Origin of the sequence: Flavobacterium seoulense (assembly GCF_000695795.1) — a bacterium.
Classification (GTDB): domain Bacteria; phylum Bacteroidota; class Bacteroidia; order Flavobacteriales; family Flavobacteriaceae; genus Flavobacterium; species Flavobacterium seoulense.
This window is the reverse complement of record NZ_JNCA01000017.1, coordinates 12,998-33,676: the sequence shown is the minus strand read 5'-3', so window position 1 is coordinate 33,676 and position 20,679 is coordinate 12,998. Positions and strand designations below refer to the sequence as shown.

The 20,679-nt window shown below is 33.6% G+C and carries 20 protein-coding genes; 13 read left to right on the top strand and 7 right to left on the bottom strand.

What is annotated here, in order from left to right:
- Positions 1–76 precede the first annotated feature (76 nt).
- Positions 77–415, bottom strand: coding sequence for a hypothetical protein (locus FEM21_RS09345; RefSeq protein WP_035659833.1), 339 nt, complete (start codon positions 413–415; stop codon positions 77–79).
- 50 nt (positions 416–465) lie between these two features.
- On the opposite strand from FEM21_RS09345, the gene FEM21_RS16555 reads away from it, so the two are divergent.
- The 4 genes from FEM21_RS16555 to FEM21_RS09330 all read left to right on the top strand — a co-directional run bounded on the left by FEM21_RS16555 (position 466) and on the right by FEM21_RS09330 (position 3,165).
- Entirely contained in the window at positions 466–642 is a 177-nt protein-coding gene (locus FEM21_RS16555; protein WP_160171312.1) for a DUF5522 domain-containing protein, read from the top strand.
- A gap of 112 nt (positions 643–754) precedes the next feature.
- Positions 755–1,300, top strand: a complete 546-nt coding sequence (locus FEM21_RS09340) for a DUF4136 domain-containing protein (RefSeq protein ID WP_035659831.1) — start codon at positions 755–757, stop codon at positions 1,298–1,300.
- Positions 1,301–1,488: 188 nt separating this feature from the next.
- A complete protein-coding gene (gene ilvA, locus FEM21_RS09335; protein ID WP_035659829.1) occupies positions 1,489–2,733 on the top strand; it encodes a threonine ammonia-lyase IlvA in 1,245 nt (414 codons plus the stop codon).
- A gap of 33 nt (positions 2,734–2,766) precedes the next feature.
- Entirely contained in the window at positions 2,767–3,165 is a 399-nt protein-coding gene (locus tag FEM21_RS09330; protein ID WP_035659827.1) for a group III truncated hemoglobin, read from the top strand.
- Positions 3,166–3,173: 8 nt separating this feature from the next.
- Here the strand turns inward: FEM21_RS09330 and FEM21_RS09325 are convergent, their stop codons facing one another.
- From FEM21_RS09325 to FEM21_RS09305, 5 genes are all read right to left on the bottom strand, one after another.
- Positions 3,174–3,467, bottom strand: a complete 294-nt coding sequence (locus FEM21_RS09325; RefSeq protein ID WP_035659825.1) for a type II toxin-antitoxin system RelE/ParE family toxin — start codon at positions 3,465–3,467, stop codon at positions 3,174–3,176.
- Positions 3,464–3,712, bottom strand: a complete 249-nt coding sequence (locus FEM21_RS09320) for a hypothetical protein (protein WP_152547389.1) — start codon at positions 3,710–3,712, stop codon at positions 3,464–3,466. The genes FEM21_RS09325 and FEM21_RS09320 overlap by 4 nt, the downstream gene beginning before the upstream one ends.
- Before the next feature lie 72 nt (positions 3,713–3,784).
- Entirely contained in the window at positions 3,785–4,405 is a 621-nt protein-coding gene (locus tag FEM21_RS09315) for a DUF4230 domain-containing protein (protein ID WP_035659821.1), read from the bottom strand.
- 2 nt (positions 4,406–4,407) lie between these two features.
- Positions 4,408–5,358, bottom strand: a complete 951-nt coding sequence (locus tag FEM21_RS09310; protein WP_035659820.1) for a GSCFA domain-containing protein — start codon at positions 5,356–5,358, stop codon at positions 4,408–4,410.
- A 32-nt stretch (positions 5,359–5,390) separates the two neighbouring features.
- Positions 5,391–6,161 (bottom strand): hypothetical protein, encoded by a 771-nt coding sequence (locus FEM21_RS09305; RefSeq protein WP_051627544.1) that lies wholly within the window; start codon positions 6,159–6,161, stop codon positions 5,391–5,393.
- 361 nt (positions 6,162–6,522) lie between these two features.
- On the opposite strand from FEM21_RS09305, the gene FEM21_RS09300 reads away from it, so the two are divergent.
- Entirely contained in the window at positions 6,523–6,906 is a 384-nt protein-coding gene (locus FEM21_RS09300; RefSeq protein ID WP_035659819.1) for a hypothetical protein, read from the top strand.
- 93 nt (positions 6,907–6,999) lie between these two features.
- Here the strand turns inward: FEM21_RS09300 and alaS are convergent, their stop codons facing one another.
- On the bottom strand, positions 7,000–9,636 hold the full coding sequence (gene alaS / locus FEM21_RS09295; RefSeq protein WP_035659818.1) for an alanine--tRNA ligase: 2,637 nt from the start codon (positions 9,634–9,636) through the stop codon (positions 7,000–7,002).
- 222 nt (positions 9,637–9,858) lie between these two features.
- Here alaS and FEM21_RS09290 point away from each other — a divergent pair, with 222 nt between their 5' ends.
- From FEM21_RS09290 to FEM21_RS09255, 8 genes are all read left to right on the top strand, one after another.
- The gene (locus FEM21_RS09290; RefSeq protein ID WP_035659817.1) at positions 9,859–10,836 is read left to right on the top strand and encodes a M23 family metallopeptidase; all 978 of its coding nucleotides are present in this window, start codon (positions 9,859–9,861) and stop codon (positions 10,834–10,836) included.
- 79 nt (positions 10,837–10,915) lie between these two features.
- Positions 10,916–11,248: a MerR family transcriptional regulator gene (locus FEM21_RS09285; protein ID WP_035659816.1), complete on the top strand. Its 333-nt coding sequence runs from the start codon at positions 10,916–10,918 to the stop codon at positions 11,246–11,248.
- Positions 11,249–11,362: 114 nt separating this feature from the next.
- A complete protein-coding gene (locus FEM21_RS09280) occupies positions 11,363–11,956 on the top strand; it encodes a LemA family protein (protein WP_035659815.1) in 594 nt (197 codons plus the stop codon).
- A 57-nt stretch (positions 11,957–12,013) separates the two neighbouring features.
- A complete protein-coding gene (locus tag FEM21_RS09275) occupies positions 12,014–12,454 on the top strand; it encodes a TPM domain-containing protein (RefSeq protein ID WP_035659814.1) in 441 nt (146 codons plus the stop codon).
- A 3-nt stretch (positions 12,455–12,457) separates the two neighbouring features.
- Entirely contained in the window at positions 12,458–13,318 is an 861-nt protein-coding gene (locus tag FEM21_RS09270) for a TPM domain-containing protein (protein ID WP_035659813.1), read from the top strand.
- A gap of 285 nt (positions 13,319–13,603) precedes the next feature.
- On the top strand, positions 13,604–14,017 hold the full coding sequence (locus tag FEM21_RS09265; RefSeq protein ID WP_035659811.1) for an RrF2 family transcriptional regulator: 414 nt from the start codon (positions 13,604–13,606) through the stop codon (positions 14,015–14,017).
- 247 nt (positions 14,018–14,264) lie between these two features.
- Positions 14,265–16,868: a TonB-dependent receptor gene (locus FEM21_RS09260; protein ID WP_035659810.1), complete on the top strand. Its 2,604-nt coding sequence runs from the start codon at positions 14,265–14,267 to the stop codon at positions 16,866–16,868.
- Positions 16,869–17,396: 528 nt separating this feature from the next.
- Positions 17,397–20,669 carry a SusC/RagA family TonB-linked outer membrane protein gene (locus FEM21_RS09255; RefSeq protein WP_035659808.1) on the top strand — a complete coding sequence of 1,091 codons (3,273 nt, stop codon included), beginning with the start codon at positions 17,397–17,399 and terminating at the stop codon, positions 20,667–20,669.
- Positions 20,670–20,679: the final 10 nt, after the last annotated feature.

The window sequence follows — 20,679 nt, the reverse complement described above, 5'->3', positions numbered from 1 at the left end:
TTTCGCAAAGATAAAACTTCATAGCAACTTAGTCAATCTTTGTGAAATCTTTAGGTATTTAGTAAGAAAAACAGTTTTATTTTATTCGAAATAAATACTTCCAAAAACCAAACATCTTTCTATTTTTAAGATAATCAGTATCAAATTCGTTACTATATGCCTCTTTCTCAAAGGAAATATTTCGATAGGCACGATTTTTGTTATTATATTGTAACAGGCGAATAAGATATTCGATAAAATACCAAATAAAAAAAGGAAGTATTAACAATTCTATTTGTTGTCTTAAATGAATACGTTCGTGGTTGATAAAAACAGCATCGTTTTTATCAGTTCGGTATTTTAAAAATACAAATGGATAAGCCGTTAACCCACGGAAACCTTTTGGTATTAAATACTTGTTAACAATAAAAAACATTGTTTGTTTAATTTATAAATTTGTATTGATAATCAACAACAAAACCATTAATGATAGGGCAAAGTAATGAAAATAAATTAATAGAAGGCGAAGATTTCTATTACACCCCCGAAGGATATAAATGTTTTACTGAAAAATATCATTTAAAAAGAGGGTATTGTTGTAAAAGTGGCTGTCGTCATTGTCCTTACGGATACGATAAAAAAACAGGAACAATCAAAAAATAACGGTACTGACGAAAAAAACACAATGATTTTAAATCTTTTTTTTCTTTTTATCGTAAATTAATAAAAGCAGAACCAAATTTTAATTATACATTATTAATCAAATAATTACACCATGAAAACACTCAAAATATTACCGCTATTATTTCTTTTTATATTGAGTTCTTGCAGCTCCATTAGAGTTCACTCTGATTACGATAGTCGTGCTGATTTTAGCAAATACAAAACTTATGCTTTTCACAAAAAAGGTATTGACAGAGTTCAGATATCAGAATTGGACAAAAGAAGAATTTTACATGCCATTGAAGATGAATTTACTAAAAAAGGGATGACCCGAAGTAATAATCCTGATTTATTAGTGAACATTTTCACTAAAGAAAGAGAACAACTTGACGTGAACCAGTTCAACATGGGTTGGGGTTACGGTTGGGGATGGGGATGGAATCCTTATTTCTGGGGAGGAAATAATACTTACGTTACCTCATCAACTCAAGGAACACTTTACATTGATTTGATCGATGCTAAGAAAAAAGAATTAATTTGGCAAGGAGAAGGAATAGGAACTCTGACTGAAAACCGAAGAGAGAAAGAAAATCAAATTAATGAATTTGTTTCTAAAATTCTGGCGCAATTTCCTCCATCTGCTGAAACAAAAAAATAATTTTTCATTCTTAGAAGCAAAGATTCTGTATATTTGTAAAACAAATCAGAACAATGAACAACACTATTATCATTAACATTGCTATTAACATTATTATTCAACAATAATGGCGGAGTGTTATGTAAATAAGTAAACAATACAATTTATGAACCTCCTTTTTAAGGAGGTTTTTTTATACCCATAAAATCATGAAATTATTCCATAAAATACAAGAAGCAAAAAAACAATTACAAGGAGTTGTAATGGCTACACCACTTTCGGAAAATTTAAATCTTTCTACAGAATTCGGTGCCCGTGTTTTATTAAAAAGAGAAGATTTACAAACCGTTCGTTCGTATAAAATTAGAGGTGCATATAACAAAATTAGCACACTAACTTCCGAAGAACAAGAGCAAGGTGTAATATGTGCCAGTGCTGGAAATCACGCTCAGGGCGTGGCGTATTCTTGTAAATTATTGCAAATAAAAGGTAAAATCTATATGCCTAAAACCACTCCAAAACAGAAACTGAAACAAGTGAGTCTTTTTGGCGGTGCGTTTGTCGAAATTGTACTTACAGGAGATACTTTTGACGATGCTTATGCTGCTGCGATGGCAGATGCTACCAAGAATAAAATGACTTTCATTCATCCTTTTGATGATGACAAAGTAATTGCTGGACAAGGAACTGTGGGTTTAGAAATTTTAGAAAATTATTCAAAACCTATTGATTATGTTTTTGTTCCTATTGGCGGTGGCGGACTAGCATCTGGACTTTCGGAAGTTTTTAAACACATGAGTCCTAACACTAAAATTATTGGTGTAGAACCCAAAGGAGCGGCATCTATGAAAACTTCTATCGCTAACGGCAAAGTGAGTGTTTTAGAAAATATCGACAAATTTGTAGACGGAGCAGCCGTAAAACAAGTGGGAAAAATGACTTTTGATATTTGTCAAAAAAATCTAAGCGACATCATTCTTGTTCCCGAAGGAAAAGTTTGCACAACCATTTTACGTTTATACAATGAAGAAGCTATGGTAGTCGAGCCAGCAGGCGCTTTAACAATAGCCGCTCTGGATTTTTATAAAGAAGAAATAAAAGGAAAAACAGTAGTTTGTATTGTGAGCGGAAGTAACAACGACATTGAACGCACTGCCGAAATAAAAGAACGTTCTTTACTTTACGAAGGATTGATGCATTATTTTATGATTCAGTTTCCGCAACGTCCTGGTGCTTTAAAAGAATTTGTCAATGATATTTTAGGCCCTGATGATGATATTACTTATTTTCAGTTTACCAAAAAAAACAGCCGCGAAGTAGGCCCGGCCGTTGTAGGTCTTGAACTTAAAAACAGAAACGATATTATTGCCATAAAGACAAAAATGGAAGCCAAAGGTTTTGAATACAAATACCTTAACGAAAAACAAGATTTATTCCATCAGTTAATTGGTTAAAAACTAACTTTACAATTTATTATTTCTAAAAACATGAGCCGCATAGCCGACATACAAAACCTTGATGACATCAAATTATTAGTTGATAGTTTTTATACTAAAGTTCGCAAGGACGAATTAATTGGACCTATTTTTAACGAAAAAATCGGAAATCAATGGCCTTCACACTTAGAAAGAATGTACCGTTTTTGGCAAACTATTTTACTCGAAGAACATACTTATTCCGGAAGTCCGTTTCCTGCACATAAACATTTACCGGTAGCCAAAGAACATTTTAACCGTTGGATGGAAATTTTTACCGAAACCATTGATTCTTTGTACCAGGGTCCACTTGCTGACGAGGCTAAACTTAGAGCTAAAAATATGGCAGAAATGTTCTTTTATAAAATTGAATATTTCAGAAATGGAGGACGGAATTTTTTCGAAAATTGAGAACTATTTTAATACTTTTTCAATTTGTCCGGATTTTGCCTCCCATTAAAAATATCTAAAATAATTACTTTATTTTCAGTTCGTTCGTAAATAATTTTATACGACCAAATACTTACATGGCGGAATTTTTCTTTGTTAATAATAGGATCTTTAGAATATTCAAAACGCTCATCTTGTAATGTTTCTACAAGTTCTATAATTTTATCCACAACCATTAGAGCGTTTTGAGGACTATCTGCTAAAATATAAAAATAGATATTAGAAAGAGAATTCTTTGCTTCCTGTGACCAGACTACTTTCATTTTTTATTAGACAAAATGGATGCACGAACTTGTTCAGATGTATAGGTTTCTGCTCCATCAGCTACTGCATCACTAATGGATTCTATGTGAGCAAGATATTGAGATGCAGTTAAGGATTGACCTTCGGCAGTATAAGCCAAGATAGGATTACCATTTAAAACAGCATCTATTTGATTTAAAAGTTGCTCATCTTGAACCCCTTTCAGTTTTTTAATTATCTGATTTTTATGTGCTTCAATATTCATTTTAAAAACTTTTAGCATTATAAAGATACTAATTATTTAGTTAAGCTTTTCTGATTCAAATTGTTTTCTAAATTACAATTTAAGCTGTTGTCCTAAATCTTTTTCGGTTTCAACAACCTGACCCTCGTATTGTAACGTCCAGCCCATTGTATTAGTAAGAATCAGAATTTTAGAAAGTTCGCTTATCAAACGGTTTTTAGCATTCGATTTTAATGTCGATTTTTCTATTTTCTTAGCCAAATTAGCTTTTACTGATTTATTGATTTTGTTGTAATCGTCACCTGTAAAAGGATTCAGCTTACTTTGTTCGACATCATAAAATTTGATATCAGGATTGATTTTAATTTCTTCTTTTGGAATACTTACAATGGTGATGGTTTTATTTTTTTCATCAATATCGTATTTCATTTGGTGCAAATCATAAGCCACCGTTACATCAGCATTGACTACAATAAGTGCTTTCTTTTCGAAAGAAACCATATTCATCAAATATTTTTGCTGATTTTTATAGGTAATCACTTCAGAGAAATGCCCTTCGGTTACTACTAATTTGCCAACATTTACAATTTGCTGCTGAATAAGATTCGTATTGTAAGTGATATCATCTTCGTTATCTTTTTTGAAATCACAATATTTGAATAATAACAAAACTGCTGCAACAACGATTATACCAATGATTATTTTTTTTATCATAACTAAAATTTCATGAATGGATACTGAGATTCTAATTTACTGATTTTTTTTCGGAGATTGGCTTCAAATTTTAAATGACTTTCAGAATTTGGATTAAAAGCTTTGTGCGCCAAACCTTTTTGAACAGTAGCAATTTCTTCCATTGCATCAAATGTAGTTTCTGAAATATTTTTTTCTTTAAAAATTTGCCAAATATAATCGACAGCCATAGCACTTGGATGCAACATATCATCAGCATAAAAACGATAATCACGTAATTCGTCCATCATAATTTCGTAACTTGGAAAGTAGTTATGAGTTTTGAGCTGTGAGTTAAGGGCTGAATGAATCGCAGAAATTAAATGAGCTTTACTCCTTTGATTTTCTACAAAACCATCTTTGACATGTCGCACTGGCGAAACGGTTACAATAAATTTTGCTTTAGGGTTTAAGGATTCAATTAAAGCAAATGTTTTCTGGATTGCGTTTTGAATCGTTTCTATTGAAAGTATTTCTTTCGTAAATTGTTTTTGTGGCACTTTATGGCAATTGGCAACAATGGTATTGCTTTCAATATTTCGATATACCCATGACGTTCCGTAGGTAATTATAAAATGAGTCGATTCTGCTATTTGTTGATTTGTAGCCAGAACCAATTCATTTAATAACTTTAAAAAAGTTGCCTTATCAGGATTTGAAAGTTCCGAATGCACTTCGAAACAATGCCATAAATCATTGTAGAAAAAAATATCTTTTTCAGTAAATAATTGCTTATTGACAGCTCTTTCAATTAATTTTTCAATTGAAACAGGATTAAAAATAATCCCAAACGGATTGCAGTTATTTTGAAATTTATAATAATCTAATTTACTAGCCATATTTACTGCAAAACAAGATCCTAATGATAGCATTGACGAATTATAATCAATAAGAAACGGATTTTGTTGAACAGGAATTTTGGTACGAAATTGCATTAGGACTTTTTTCCAAAATTAAGTATTAAAATTTAATACAAATACTGGATTTTAGAATAATTTGGATTGTTCAAACTAGCTTCAGACACTTGCTCTGTTGGATAATCATCCGAATCATATTTAAAAGTAGTTTTATACATATTTGCAGAAGAAATTGTTCCTTCACCAGAAACAACAGTAGTTTCGGCAACAGTCATTACAATATTGTTTTTAGAAATAGCAGCTCCCTGATCTAATAATTTATCAAATCCTACAATACTAAAATACGGATTATTGAAAGTATCGTAATCAAAAGTAGTTTTAGAACTAGAAACCGAATTTTCATCGGCGTCATCAAAAACACGTTCGTCTTTAATCAGGTTTTGGTTTTTAAAAACCAATGTACCATGATATACTTTTTGCTGTTGTTTTTTAGCGTCAACAGTAAATTTCTCATAGCTTACCGTTCCATCTGAATTGTGAGTATAATTGATTACATAATTTTCAGAAGAAGTAACTTCAGTTAATTTTTCATTATTGTACTTATAATTCACAACAATAGTTGCATTAGTTGTCTTACTATAAGTGATAACTTTAGTTATCAAACCATCATTATATGTATAATCTGTTTTTGATTTCGAATTCTCAGCACTGACAAGCTGTTTATCATTATAAGTGAACACTGAATTCTCAACAATTCCGTTTTGAGTAGATTCAATAATCTTAATGAAGTTTTTCCCTTTTTCGTTTTTGTCATTAGAACAAGAACTTAAGAAAATAGCAGTAATCGAAATGAAAAAAAATGTTTTAACTAAATTTTTCATGGTGTATTTAGGTTATGTTTTAAACTTAGGTATTTTGGGGTATCCAAACTTAGAACTTAAATTCAGTTTAGTCAACAAAACAAGTTCAACAACCTAAAAACCCGTTTAAACGAACATTATTATAGAAAACAAACATAAAATTCACACTTCATTATAAAAGACTATAAAAAAGAGTTTTTACTCTCCTTAAATGGTATCAAATAAAGCATTTATCAATAAAAACGCTTATTTTAAACTACCTATTTTAACGACTAAATACATGTGCCAAGCGGTTTAAAGAGTTTTTTCTCCTTTCAACGATTTTAAGTGGTTTAGTGATTTAATGCTTCTACATTTGACAAAGAATACTACTAAAAACATCATGAAAAACATCTTTAACCCAATTTACAGACAAGATTACCTTCAAGGTTATTCTACTGGTCTAAATCCTTATTCAGAAGTAAAAAACAACACTCCTAATTCGGCTTTTAATGAAGGTTTTAATTCCGGAAGACTGGATTATGAAAGTATAAACGGTAGTGTTGCTAATGGCATTCCGAAAAAAATAATCAGCGAAAAAACCTTAGACGAATTTCTTTTAGCCGGTTTATTAGGTATTAATATCGATACCGAAGGCTATACCCATTTTCAAATAAGTGTTTTACTTAAATGGTACCAAAGCGGAATTGAGAAATACGACCCCAAACAAAACCTATATCTTCTTGATATTCTTGAAGAAAATGGTATTGAAATTTCCAATTCGTAAAAATAAAAACTACAAACCCTAACCTAAGAAACCCTTTTAATTTGCCTAAAACAAACTAAAAGGGTTTCAAATTTTTTATAGAACTAAAATTAATTATTTCACGTAATCAATTGCTTTAGCTAATGCTTCAGGGATTCCGGCAGCATTTTTACCTCCTGCGGTAGCAAAGAACGGCTGTCCTCCGCCTCCACCCTGGATAAATTTTCCTAATTCACGAACTACTTGTCCCGCATTTAAATTTTTCTCAGCTACTAATTCTTTAGAGATATAACAGCTTAACATTGGTTTTCCTTCTTCGGCTGTAGCCAAAACCAGAAATAAATTAGTACTGTTTTGTCCTAATTCATAAGCCAAATCTTTTGCTCCTTCTGGATTCAAATCAACTTGTTTCGCTAAAAATTGTACTCCGTTTACTTCCTGAAGTTCGTTAGCCAATTCAGCTTTCATATTTTTTGCTTTCTCTTTCAATAAAGCTTCAACTTGCTTTTTCAACTTAGCATTTTCATCCTGTAAAGAAACTACTGCTTTCACAGTATCTTGCGGATTTTTCAATGCTGTTTTAATTTCGCTCAACAATTCTTCCTGCGAAGCAAAAAACTGTCTCACTCCTTCACCTGTAATTGCCTCAACACGACGGATTCCGGCAGCCACAGCTCCTTCAGAAACGATTTTGAAAGACCAGATATCAGCCGTATTGTTCACGTGGATCCCTCCACACAATTCCATACTGTCGCCAAATTTTATTGCACGCACATTATCTCCATATTTTTCACCAAACAAAGCCATCGCACCTTCGTCTAAAGCCTGTTGGATAGGAATGCTTCTTCTTTCGATTAATGGTAATTGCTCCTGAATTCGGGCATTTACAAAATCCTCTACCTGTTGTAATTCTTCATCGGTTACTTTAGAAAAATGAGAGAAGTCAAAACGCAAGTTTTTCGGGTTTACCAAAGATCCTTTTTGCTCCACATGTGTTCCTAAAATAGCTCGTAAAGCCTGATGCATCAAGTGAGTCGCCGAGTGATTTTTAGAAGTCGCTGTTCTTAAATCGGTATTTACTTTAGCTACAAAACTAGCTTCTAAATTCTCAGGCAATTTTTTAGCAAAATGCAGAATCAAATTATTCTCTTTTTTGGTATCGATGATTTCAATCGTTTCGTTAGCCGAAACCAAAGTTCCTTTATCACCTACCTGACCTCCACCTTCCGGATAGAATGGCGTAGTATCTAATACGATTTGGTACAAAACCCCATCTTTTTTAGAATCAACTTTACGGATACGGGTAATCTTCACTTCATTTTCAACTTGATCATAACCTACAAAAGATTCCACATTTCCGTCAACCAAAATTTGCCAGTCGTCAGTAGAAACTTCAGAAGCTGCACGCGAACGTGATTTTTGTTCCTGCATCGCTTTTTCAAAACCGGCTTCGTCTAAACTAAATCCTCTTTCTCTAAGAATCAAAGCCGTTAAATCAATTGGGAAACCAAAAGTATCATACAATTCGAATGCTTTAGCTCCTGAAACTTCCGTCCCTTTAGTTTCTGCCATTACATTTTCAAGCAATTGTAATCCCTGATCTAAAGTTCTCAAAAAAGAAGCTTCTTCTTCACGAATTACATTGGTAACCAATGCTTGTTGTTTTTTGATTTCAGGGAAAAATTCGCCCATTTGATCTGCTAAAACAGCCACCAATTGATTGATAAATGGTTCTTTTGTTCCCAGAAAAGTAAATCCGTAACGAATAGCACGACGTAAAATACGACGAATTACATAACCTGCTCCTGTATTAGATGGCAATTGTCCATCAGCAATAGCAAAGGCTACCGCACGCACGTGATCTACAACCACACGAATCGCAATATTGGTTTTATTTTGCTCTTCTGATATATTTTTAACTTCGTTTGAAGTATATTTTAATCCTGTAATTTGCTCCACTTTTTCAATAAGCGGTGTAAACACATCCGTATCATAATTAGAAGTTACGTTTTGCATCGCCATACACAAACGCTCAAATCCCATTCCTGTATCTACGTGTTGCGCCGGTAATTTCTCTAATGAACCATCGGCTTTGCGGTTGAACTCCATAAATACGTTGTTCCAGATTTCCACCACCTGCGGATGATCGGCATTTACTAAACTGAAACCTGAAACTTCAGCTCTTTCAGCATCGGTACGCAAATCGATATGAATTTCTGAACAAGGTCCACAAGGTCCCTGATCTCCCATTTCCCAGAAATTGTCTTTTTTATTTCCAAGAATAATTCGGTCTTCAGAAACAAATTGTTTCCAAATATCAAAAGCCTCCTGATCAAAAGGAACGTTCTCAGCTTCGTTTCCTTCGAAAACAGAAACATACAAACGGTCTTTGTCTAATTTCAACACTTCTGTTAAAAATTCCCAAGCCCACGGAATAGCCTCTTTTTTGAAATAATCGCCAAAAGACCAGTTTCCTAACATTTCGAACATCGTATGATGGTAAGTATCAAAACCTACATCTTCTAAATCGTTATGTTTTCCTGAAACACGAAGACATTTTTGCGTATCAGTAATACGATTGCTTTTTGGCGTGGCGTTTCCTAAAAAATATTCTTTAAACTGTGCCATTCCTGAATTGTTGAACATCAGTGTTGGATCATCTTTTAGAACAATAGGTGCCGAAGGAACAATTAAATGTCCTTTACTTTCAAAGAATTGTAAATACGCTTTGCGAATGTCTTGTGATTTCATTTATCTATTTTTTTGCCACTAAGGCGCTAAGGCACAAAGTTTTTATTTATTTTTTGTAAAACTCATATCAATTCAACAATTTTTAAATCATCAAATTTTTAAATCTTTCACTCAATTTTATGTTATATTTAATACTAAAAAAAGGGCGTAACAACTAAAACATTTATTAAATTTGTTGCAATGCGCTTTTTTAGAAGCTGCAAAAATAGGGTATTTTAAAATATGGCGAAAGTAAAATATTATTACGATTCTGAAAATCTGGCCTATCGAAAAATCAAAGTCAAAAAAAGAAGAAAATTTGGCTTTGCTGCTCTGTTTTTATTGGCTTCAGCCTTATTTGGTTTTATCTGTTTTGTCATTTTACTGAATACACCTTATTTTGACACACCAAAAGACCGTCTTTTGCTTCGGGAAATTGAAAATTTGAAACTAAATTATGCCGTTTTGAACAAGAAAATGGATCAGCTGGACAACGTTGTTGAAGCTATCGAAGAACGAGATAATAACTTGTATCGAACATATTTCAACACTGCTCCTATTTCTGAAGAAGAAAGAAAATCAGGTTTTAAAGATGTAAACAGATATAAATTATTAGAAGGTTATGACAATAGTAAACTAGTTTTAGAAACCACTAAAAGAGTTGACATTTTGACAAAAGAACTGGCTATTCAATCCAAATCATTGGATTATATTTTAAAATTAGCCAAGGAAAAAAATAAATTATTAGCTGCCATTCCTGCCATACAACCTGTCAGAAATGAAAATTTAAAACACATGGCATCAGGCTTTGGATATCGAACGGATCCTTTTACCAAAGTAAGAAAAATGCACGAAGGCATGGATTTTACAGCAAAAACCGGAACTCCTGTTTTTGCTACTGGTGATGGTGTTATCAAGCAGGCAGATGACAGAGCTTCAGGATACGGCAATCACATAGTGATTAGGCATGGTTATGGATACGAAACCTTGTATGCTCATTTAAGCAAATACAATTGTAAAGTAGGACAACGTATTAAACGTGGAGATATTATTGGTTATGTAGGAAGTACAGGACGATCAGAAGCACCACATTTACATTACGAAGTTCATAAAGATGGTCGTGTTGTAAATCCGCTTAATTTTTATTATGGCAATATTTCGGCGGTGGAATACGTTGCGATATCAAAACTGGCTAACCAGGAAAATCAGTCGCTTGATTAACAATTTTTGATTGTTAATTTCTGATTTTAGAATTAAAATATTGGATTTTGGAATTTATTAATTTGGAATTTAAAAAAATATGCACATAGAATTACCACCTGGAAAAAGATATTACAGCATTGGCGAAGTTGCAAAAGCTTTTGATGTCAATGCCTCATTAATTCGATTTTGGGATAGCGAATTTGATATTCTAAAACCAAAAAAAAATGCTAAAGGCAACAGAATGTTTACTCCGGAGGACATCAAAAACCTGCAATTAATTTATCATTTGGTAAAAGAACGCGGATTTACTCTCGAAGGTGCTAAAATACATTTAAAAGAAGGGCAAAAGAAAACATTGGACAAATTTGAAATCATTAGTAAACTGGAAGCTATCAAAGTACAGCTGACTAATATTAAAAACGAACTTTAAAATCTCAAAGACAATTGCAAAAATCAATTACAATTTTAGAGAGTTCCAAACAATATGAATTTTGAAATAAATCAATTAAAACAATAAATATTAAACTTTAAATTAAATAGAAACATGGATTTTAAAAAATTTTTACCTTGGATTATTGTAGCTGTTATCGTTATTGCCGGATATAGCTGGATTAAAGGAATTAATAATACTGCAGTAACTTTAAATCAAGATATTGAAGAATCTTGGGGAAATGTACAAACAGCTTACCAACGAAGAAATGACCTTATCCCAAACATTGTTAATACTGTAAAAGGATATGCTGAGCACGAAAAAAGCACTTTAACTGCTGTAATTGAAGCTCGTGCAAAGGCAACGCAAACAACGGTTGACCCAACTAACATTACACCTGAACAATTAGAAGCTTTCAACAAAGCACAAAGTGGTGTAAGCAGCACTTTATCGCGTTTATTACTTACTGTAGAACAATATCCAAACTTAAAAGCTGATCAGAATTTCTTAAAATTACAAGACGAATTAGCTAGTACTGAAAACCAAATTTTAACAGCACGTACTCGTTTTAATGAAGCAGTGAAACCATACAACAATCACATTAAAACCTTCCCAAATTCACTATTTGCAGGTATTTTTGGTTTCAAAGAAAAAACGTATTTCAATGCTGTTGAAGGTGCAGACAAAGCTCCTGAAGTAAAGTTCTAATCCACCTCAACCCCTCCAAAAGAGGGGCTTTTTAATTCAAAAATTAAAATCAATCCCATGTCACAAGTTGAAGATTTTTTAACTAAAGAAGAAGAGCAAGCCATTGTTGAGGCAATTTGCCTTGCCGAAAAAAATACTTCGGGCGAAATCAGAGTTCATATTGAAAAAACATCCTCTTCTGCCGATGCTTATGATCGCGCTAAAGAAGTTTTTCACGATCTTAAAATGGATGAAACCCAACTCAAAAATGGAGTTCTGCTATATATTGCCGTAGAAGATCACACTTTTGTTATTTGTGGTGATCAAGGCATTAATGATATTGTTGAAAATGTTTTTTGGGATTGTACCAAAGATATTATGGTAACTCATTTTAAAAACGGGAACTTCAAACAAGGTTTGATAGATGGTATCCTGAGGGCTGGAGAAAAATTAAAAATTCATTTTCCCAGAACAGCAAATGATACTAACGAATTATCAAACGAAATTTCAAAAGGATAAATAATGAAATTAACAAAAGTAGAAAGCAGTAATCAGAAAGCAGTAATCCAGAAACTGTTAACAAAAAAAGTACAGTATCTTGTTTTAAGTTTTGCATTTTTACTGAATAGTAATTTCCTGTCAGCTCAATTTACAATTCCTGAAGTACCTTCTTTACAAACCTCAGTTTATGATTATGCAAATCTTCTAAGTAGTTCTGAAAAAACACAATTAGAAGAAAAATTAATTCGTTATTCTGATTCTACAACAACTCAAATTGTTGTAATTACAGTTGAAAGTTTAAAAGGCGAAGATGTGAGCCAATTAGCGACTAAATGGGGACATACCTGGGGAATTGGAGGAACAAAAAAAGACGATAACGGAGTAATTATTCTGGTTTCTAAAAACGATAGAAAAATAGCCATCAATCCAGGATATGGTCTCGAAGACCGATTGACTGCAGGAATTGGCGGAGAAATTATTCGAAATATTATTCTGCCGGAATTTAAAGCTGGAAGTTATTACCAAGGTTTAGACAAAGGAACTGATGCTTTGTTTGACGTTTTTAAAGGCAAATACAAAGGAACCCGAAAACAAACTAAAGGACAGGATTTTCCAATTCTTCCTTTTGTTATCATCGTTGTTTTTATTATCATTTTAATTTCAAGAAACAAAGGTGGCGGTAGCGGAAACTCCGGAAATCAAGGCGGAGGCGGTCCAAGTTTATTAGATGTAATTATCTTAAGTAATTTAGGTCGCAACAGCGGTGGTTTTGGAGGAGGCTTCGGTGGCGGTTCTTCTGGCGGTGGTTTCGGAGGAGGCGGCTTCGGTGGTGGCTTTGGCGGCGGAGGATTCTCCGGCGGTGGCTCTAGCGGAAGTTGGTAAAACCCACTTTATCAAATACTAAAAAACAATAGCCCATTTCGCAATGAAATGGGCTATTGTTTTTTATCTAAAATCTTGAATCATTGTATTTCTTTTCCTTTCTTCCACATTTATTTATCTTATATGCTAGCGAAAACATAAAATAGCGTTTTACTTAGGATAAGTAAATTATTTTAACATTTTAAAGCTATAATTAGAAAACTGCATTAAAATTACTTGACTCATCTATAAAATTATTTATCTTTATACCAATTTTATTAGACAAAACAACACACTAAACAGAATATGCTTTCACACAAAACCAAATATGCATTAAAAGCGTTATTATTTCTTGCAGAAAAAGATACAGGATATATTGCCCGTACAATGGAAATTGCTGATGGAGCATCGATACCTAAAAAATTTCTTGAACAAATTCTATTAGACTTAAAACGTGCTCATTTTGTGGGTAGTAAGCAAGGTAAATTTGGAGGTTATTATCTAATAAAATCTAAAAATGACATTACTCTGGCCGATATTCATCGCCTTTTTGATGGTGCAATTGCATTACTTCCATGTGCTTCTCTTAATTTTTACGAACCATGTTCAGACTGTGTTAGCGAGACGGAATGCGCGCTACGACACGGTTTAGTAGCGATTCGTGAAGAAACTTTAAAAGCGATGCAAGGGATCACAATAGCCTCACTGATAAAAAAATAAAAAAATATTTTTTAAATTCTACTATTTTTATAGAATTAATTATATCTTTGCCCCCAGAATTTAACACCAATTTAATAATCAAAAATCAAACGTATGAAAACGTATCGAACAAAATTTATTTTTTCGAATGATCATTCAAAAGAAAGCCAAATTCAAATTCAGAATAGTATGATAATGTGTATGTGCTAGTTAAAAAAATTTAATTTTAAACTCTACTATATACATATAATATACATACAAAATAAACATGAAAACAATCTATACAAAATCATTTATATTATTAGCTTTTTTACTTACCTATTCAGTTTCTCAGGCACAAAATATTGTAAAAGGAACAGTAAAAAACAGTCAGGATCAAGCTTTGCCAGGAGCTAACATTATATTAAAAGGAACAAAATACAACACAACAACAGATGAGAACGGAAATTTCTCAATTGACACAAGAGATAAACTAATCTTTACTCTTTTAGTACAATATGTTGGATACAGAACGGAAGAAATCGCGGTTAAAGGACAAACCACTTCTCCATTAGCTGTTAAATTAACAGAGGAAAACGAATTAGTTGAAGTAGTTATCTCTTCACGAAGAAGAAATGAAAAAGCACAAAGTGTGCCTATTCCAATTTCGGTAGTAAGCGGAAAACAAGCAGAACAAGCTGGTGCTTTTAATGTAAACAGAATTAAAGAATTAGTTCCTTCTGTTCAATTATATTCATCAAACCCTAGAAATACTGGTATCAACATTCGTGGTCTGGGTTCTCCTTACGGACTTACCAATGACGGAATCGATCCAGGTGTTGGATTCTATGTTGACGGAGTTTACTATGCACGTCCGGCTGCTACCACTTTAGATTTCATTGATATTGACAGAATCGAAGTATTGCGTGGGCCACAAGGATCATTATTTGGTAAAAACACCACTTCTGGAGCATTCAATATTACAACAAGAAAACCAAGTTTTACAACAGGAGCTGATTTTGAATTGAGCTACGGAAATTATGGTTTCTTACAAGCAAAAACATCTATAACTGGAGGATTGACTGAAAAATTAGCAGGCCGTATTTCATTTTCCGGAACACAACGCGATGGTTTAATTGATAACGTTGCTACAGGAAGACCTACAAATACTTTAAACAATCAAGGTATTAGAGGACAATTACTTTATGAACCATCTGACAACACAAGTATTTTATTGGCCGGAGATATTACAACACAACGTCCTGACGGATATGCTCAGGTTATTGCAGGAGTTGCACCAACTCAAAGAGCGGCTTACAGGCAATTTGATGCCATTATTGCTGATTTAGGCTACCAACTTCCTAGCAGAAATGCTTTTGACCGTAAAATTGATCATGATACACCATGGCGTTCAGGTCAAGATTTAGGAGGAGCTTCTCTTAACATCGATACAAAAATTGGTGGAGGAACATTGACTTCAACTACTGCTTGGCGTTTCTGGACATGGGATCCATCAAATGATAGAGATTTTACAGGATTACAAGTATTAGCTAAATCACAAAACCCTGCAAGACATACACAATTAACTCAGGAAATTCGTTATGCAGGACAAGTTACTTCTAAATTAAGCGGTGTTATTGGTGCTTTCTTTATTGACCAGACTGTTAAAATTAAAGGAACAGAAGAATCAGGAAGTGCACAATGGAGATTTTCTCAATCACCTGTAAACTACAATAACAATGGTGTATCTACTCCGGTTCCATTAGCAAGATGGGCTGAACCAGGACTTCTTGAAGGATACGGAATTAGAACTAATGCAAGTATTCATGCAGTGAGTGCAGCTATATTTGGTCAATTAGACTGGGCTGTTACTGATCAATTACACATCTTACCTGGTTTAAGATACAATTATGATAATAAAGATTCAAAATACGATCGTCAAACTTATGGAGGTCTTGAGACAACTGACCCACAATTATTAGCTATCAAAAGAGCGGTTTACACAAATCAAACATTTGCTGCTGAAAAAGACAAATTTGACTTTTCTGGAAACTTAACAGTGAACTTCAAAGCAAATGATAAGGTGAATGCTTATGCAACTTATGCAAAAAGTTACAAGCCTGTGGGTGTAAACGTAGCTGGTCTTCCAACTCCTGCAGCCGGACAAACTTTAGCTGATCTTGCAGTAATCAGACCAGAAGATGTAAATCATTATGAAGTAGGTGTAAAAACATCTCCATTTAAAAATGCAATCTTGAACGTAACTTTATATAATACCGATATTAAAGATTACCAAACAAACGTTCAGGCGGCTGAATTAGGTGTAAATCGTGGATACCTTGCAAATGCTGATAAAGTAAGAGTAAGAGGTGCTGAACTTGATGCTAGTTTTGTAATTAACGAACATTTCTCTTTCAATGGAGCGGTAACTTACACTGATGGTAAATATGTTAAGTTTACCAATGCGCCACTTCCATTAGAAGAAACAGGAAAGACTGAAAATGGAGTCCAAGTAGCTTTTAAAGATGTTTCTGGAAGCGAACTACCAGGAATTTCAAAATGGTCAGGAAGTTTAGGAGGTGAATATACTAACGCAGCTAAATTCTTTGGAAACTTAGGTAAATTCTTCATCGGAATTGATTCTTATGCTCGTTCTGAATTCTCTTCTAGCCCATCGGCTTCAAAATACTTAATCGTTCCAGGTTATGCTATTTTTAATGGTCGTATCGGATTTAGAGCTACTGAAGGTTTATCAATCAACTTCTGGGCACGTAACATCTTAGATAAAAACTACTACGAGCAATTATTACCTGCTGGTGGAAATGCCGGACACTATGCTGGTGTATTAGGTGACCAAAGAACATACGGAATTACTTTGAAATACTCATTATAATAAATATAGTAAAGCCTATAATTTAAAATTATAGGCTTTACTTTTCCTAAATTGCCCCAATTTACATTAAATAAAATATCAATAAAAACTTGTTTCTTTCTTCAAATTCAAAAGAATTAAACATTTAAATACAATAAAAACTTCCCTTAGTAGAATACTTACGAATATATATAACCACATATAGTAAGTTTTTCATACCATAAGAACCTGAAAAAATCAACTGTTCGAAATAACTATACATTCTATTCTCGACAGTCAGTGTTTTTTACACTAAATAAAACCTCTATTTTCCTACCTGTTAAGTTATAAATTCGAATATTTTTTTGCTTAGAAATGAAGCAAAAAATACATAGAAAACCTTTTTTGAAAATCAATTTCATCAATGGTTTTTTACTACGTATTTAATAAATAATCCCCTTAGTAAACTTAGCATTCTCAATGCTAATTACCTTAAATATTTTGACAACTTAAGCAACATCATGAACATGATGGAAGTAAAAGTATTTGCCAATTTTAAACTACAAGATTATGACTCAACAAAAACAATGGAAAAAAAAATCACGAAAACTTCAAACACTATTTTTAATATTTTTTGTATCAATAGGTGCATCCTCACAAATTTTTGCTCAAAATTCTACAAAATCTATAGAACAAATTATATCTGGTACTACCAAAGATGAAAAAGGCGATATTCTACCTGGAGTAAACGTAATCCTTAAAGGAACACAAATAGGTGTTAATTCTGATGCAGACGGAAAATATTCGATTGCTGCTAATACAAAAGATGCCACTTTGATTTTTTCTTTCATTGGTTACTTAACAAAAGAAGTAAAAATCAACGGACAATCGTCGACAATAAATATCTCACTACAACCTGAATCTAATTCATTGAATGAAGTGGTTGTAATTGGTTATGGTACACAAAAAAACCGTGACATTACAGGTGCTGTAACCTCTTTTGATGCAAAACATCTGGAAGAAAAACCAATCGCAAGAATTGAACAGGCACTTATAGGACAAATGGCTGGTGTACAAGTAAAACAACAAACAGGTATGCCCGGAACTGGTTTAAGTATTGTGGTTCGAGGAACAGGTTCTATCAATGCTGGCTCTGAGCCTCTTTACGTAATAGATGGATTCCCATTAGATATTGCTGGACAAAGTGCTGATGGAAGTATCGGAACGAGTCCACTAGCAAATCTAAGTGCCAATGATATTGAGAGTATTCAGGTATTAAAAGATGCAGCTGCCGGAGCCATTTATGGTTCTCGTGCTGCCAATGGTGTTGTGCTTATTACAACCAAAAGAGGAAAATCAGGCAAACTAAAAATTAGCCTGAATACTAATACCGGTGTTAGCAGCGTTGCTAAAAAACTGGATATTTTAAGTGCTGACGAATGGGTTGACGTAGCCACCGAAGTTGCCAATACCAACTGGGTACGTTCAGGAGCCGGACGTACAGCTGAGCAAACTAATGACCAACGAAGAGCTATTTTAGGTTTAAAAGCGGGTGAATACAATACTTCCTATATGCCAGACGAACGCTGGTCTCAACCAGGACATCCCGGTTTAACTTATGTGGACTGGCAAGATGCTATTTATAGAAAGGCGATTTTTCAAAACTATCAGTTATCAGCAACAGGAGGCACTGAAGATGTGAGTTATTTCTTTTCAACAAACTATTTAAATCAGCAATCTACTTTGATAAATACTGATTTTAAAAGTTATGGTGTACGTGCAAATATTGAAGCAAAAGCCAATAAAAGATTGAAATTAGGTATCAATATAGCTCCTACTTATTCTGAAAACAATACTCCGCAAGGTGACGGAAAAGATAGTCCAATTATGAATATTGCCGGAATTGCTCCGGTAGTGGAAGCAAATGCAGGATTGAATTCCGGTGCTGGTGAATTCCCAACTTATACTTGGAGCAGCCCTCGATTAGTAAGTCCTTATGCTATTTTGAATAATTCAATTGGATTGACAAAAAACACCCGTCTTCTCACTTCAGTTTATGCTGAATATTACATTTTACCAAGTTTGTTTGCTAAAACAACCATCAATTATGATGATGTAAACCAACAAACAAAAACATATGTATCCGATTACGTAGCAGTTGGAGGAGCAGCTGAACGCATTACAAATCCCGGGAAAAATGCAAGTGGTTCTTATGGAGGTTATCGAAAGCAAAATTTTGTAAACGAAAACACTTTGAATTTTATCAAGACTTTTAATAATGTACACAATGTTTCGGCAGTGGCTGGAGTTTCATTCAATTCAGTTCATAGTGAAGCTTTCAATATTCGTACTGCTGGTGGTTTTGCTAATAATACTGTAAATACTATTAACAATGCCATTCCAAATGCTGCCGGAGTAACAGTAACCGGTACAACTACCGAAAACAACAATACGCTTTTTTCTTACTACGGAAGACTTCAGTATGATTATGATGGTAAGTATTTAATTACTGGAACTATTCGTAGAGATGCTTCTTCTAAATTTGGTATTAATAACCAATGGGGAACTTTCCCATCAGCGTCAATCGGCTGGAGAATCTCGCAAGAATCATTCTTGAAAGATGTTAAGGAAATTAGTGATTTAAAATTGCGTTTTAGCTGGGGTAAATCAGGTAATAACAACATTGGAAACTACAATTCAATTCCTACTTTAACAGGAACTTCATACAATTTTGGAGGAAACACACCAATAGTAGCAAACGGACAGGTAGTAGCAGGTTTAGCAAATCCCAACTTGAAATGGGAAACTTCAAATACATATAACTTAGGTTTAGACGCTGCTTTCTTTAACAATCGTCTTACGCTTTCTTTTGATGCTTACACTAAGAAAAGTACCGATTTATTACTGAATCTACCTGTTTTAGGTGCCAGTGGTTTCTCTACTAGTTTACAAAATACAGGTTCTGTAAAAAATCAGGGAATTGAAGTAGCCGTAACGTCAAGAAACATAACAACACCAGATTTTCAATGGAGTACCAATGCTAATATTGCATTTAACAGAAATGAAGTAATTTCATTAAATGCTGACGGTTCCCCTATTTATATTCCTTCGGCATATAGCGGAAGTAATGCTCCTTATATTTTACAGCCAGGTTTACCAATGTTTAGTTATTATGTAACCAAATCAATCGGAATATTAACACAAGCTGATTTAGATGATCCAAAAGTGGCTAAAATAAAAAATCAAACTGTTGGTGACACGAAATATTACGATGCTAACAATGATGGTGTAATTGATGCTAATGACCGAGTGATTCATGGACAACCAAATCCAAAATATACCTGGGGAATTACTAACAATTTCAAATACAAAAACTTTGATTTAAGCGTGCAGGTATATGGACAGGTTGGCGGTTCTATTCTTTCTTATTTTGGTCGTGCGATTGATTTTAGCGGAAGTACCACTGCTAATATCGCTGGAGTTTGGAGAGACCGATGGACTCCGGAAAATCAAAACTACAATGCGCCTCGTGGAAAATTAGCAAGTACTTATACCGTTCCTCAAGTAACGTCAGACTGGGTTTATTCAACTGATTTTATCCGTATTCAAAATATTACACTAGGTTACAACTTTAAGGATTTAGCAAAATATAGTGTATTCTCATCTGCCCGTATTTATATGGCTTTACAAAACTGGTTTAACCACGATAAATATAGAGGCGGAGTAAACCCGGAAGCCCAAAACACCAATGTAAGTGGAAATGGCAGTTATCCAATTCCTGGCGATTATGGATCAATGCCACTAAGCAAAACTGCTTCAATAGGTGTTAATCTTAATTTTTAACTCACACAAT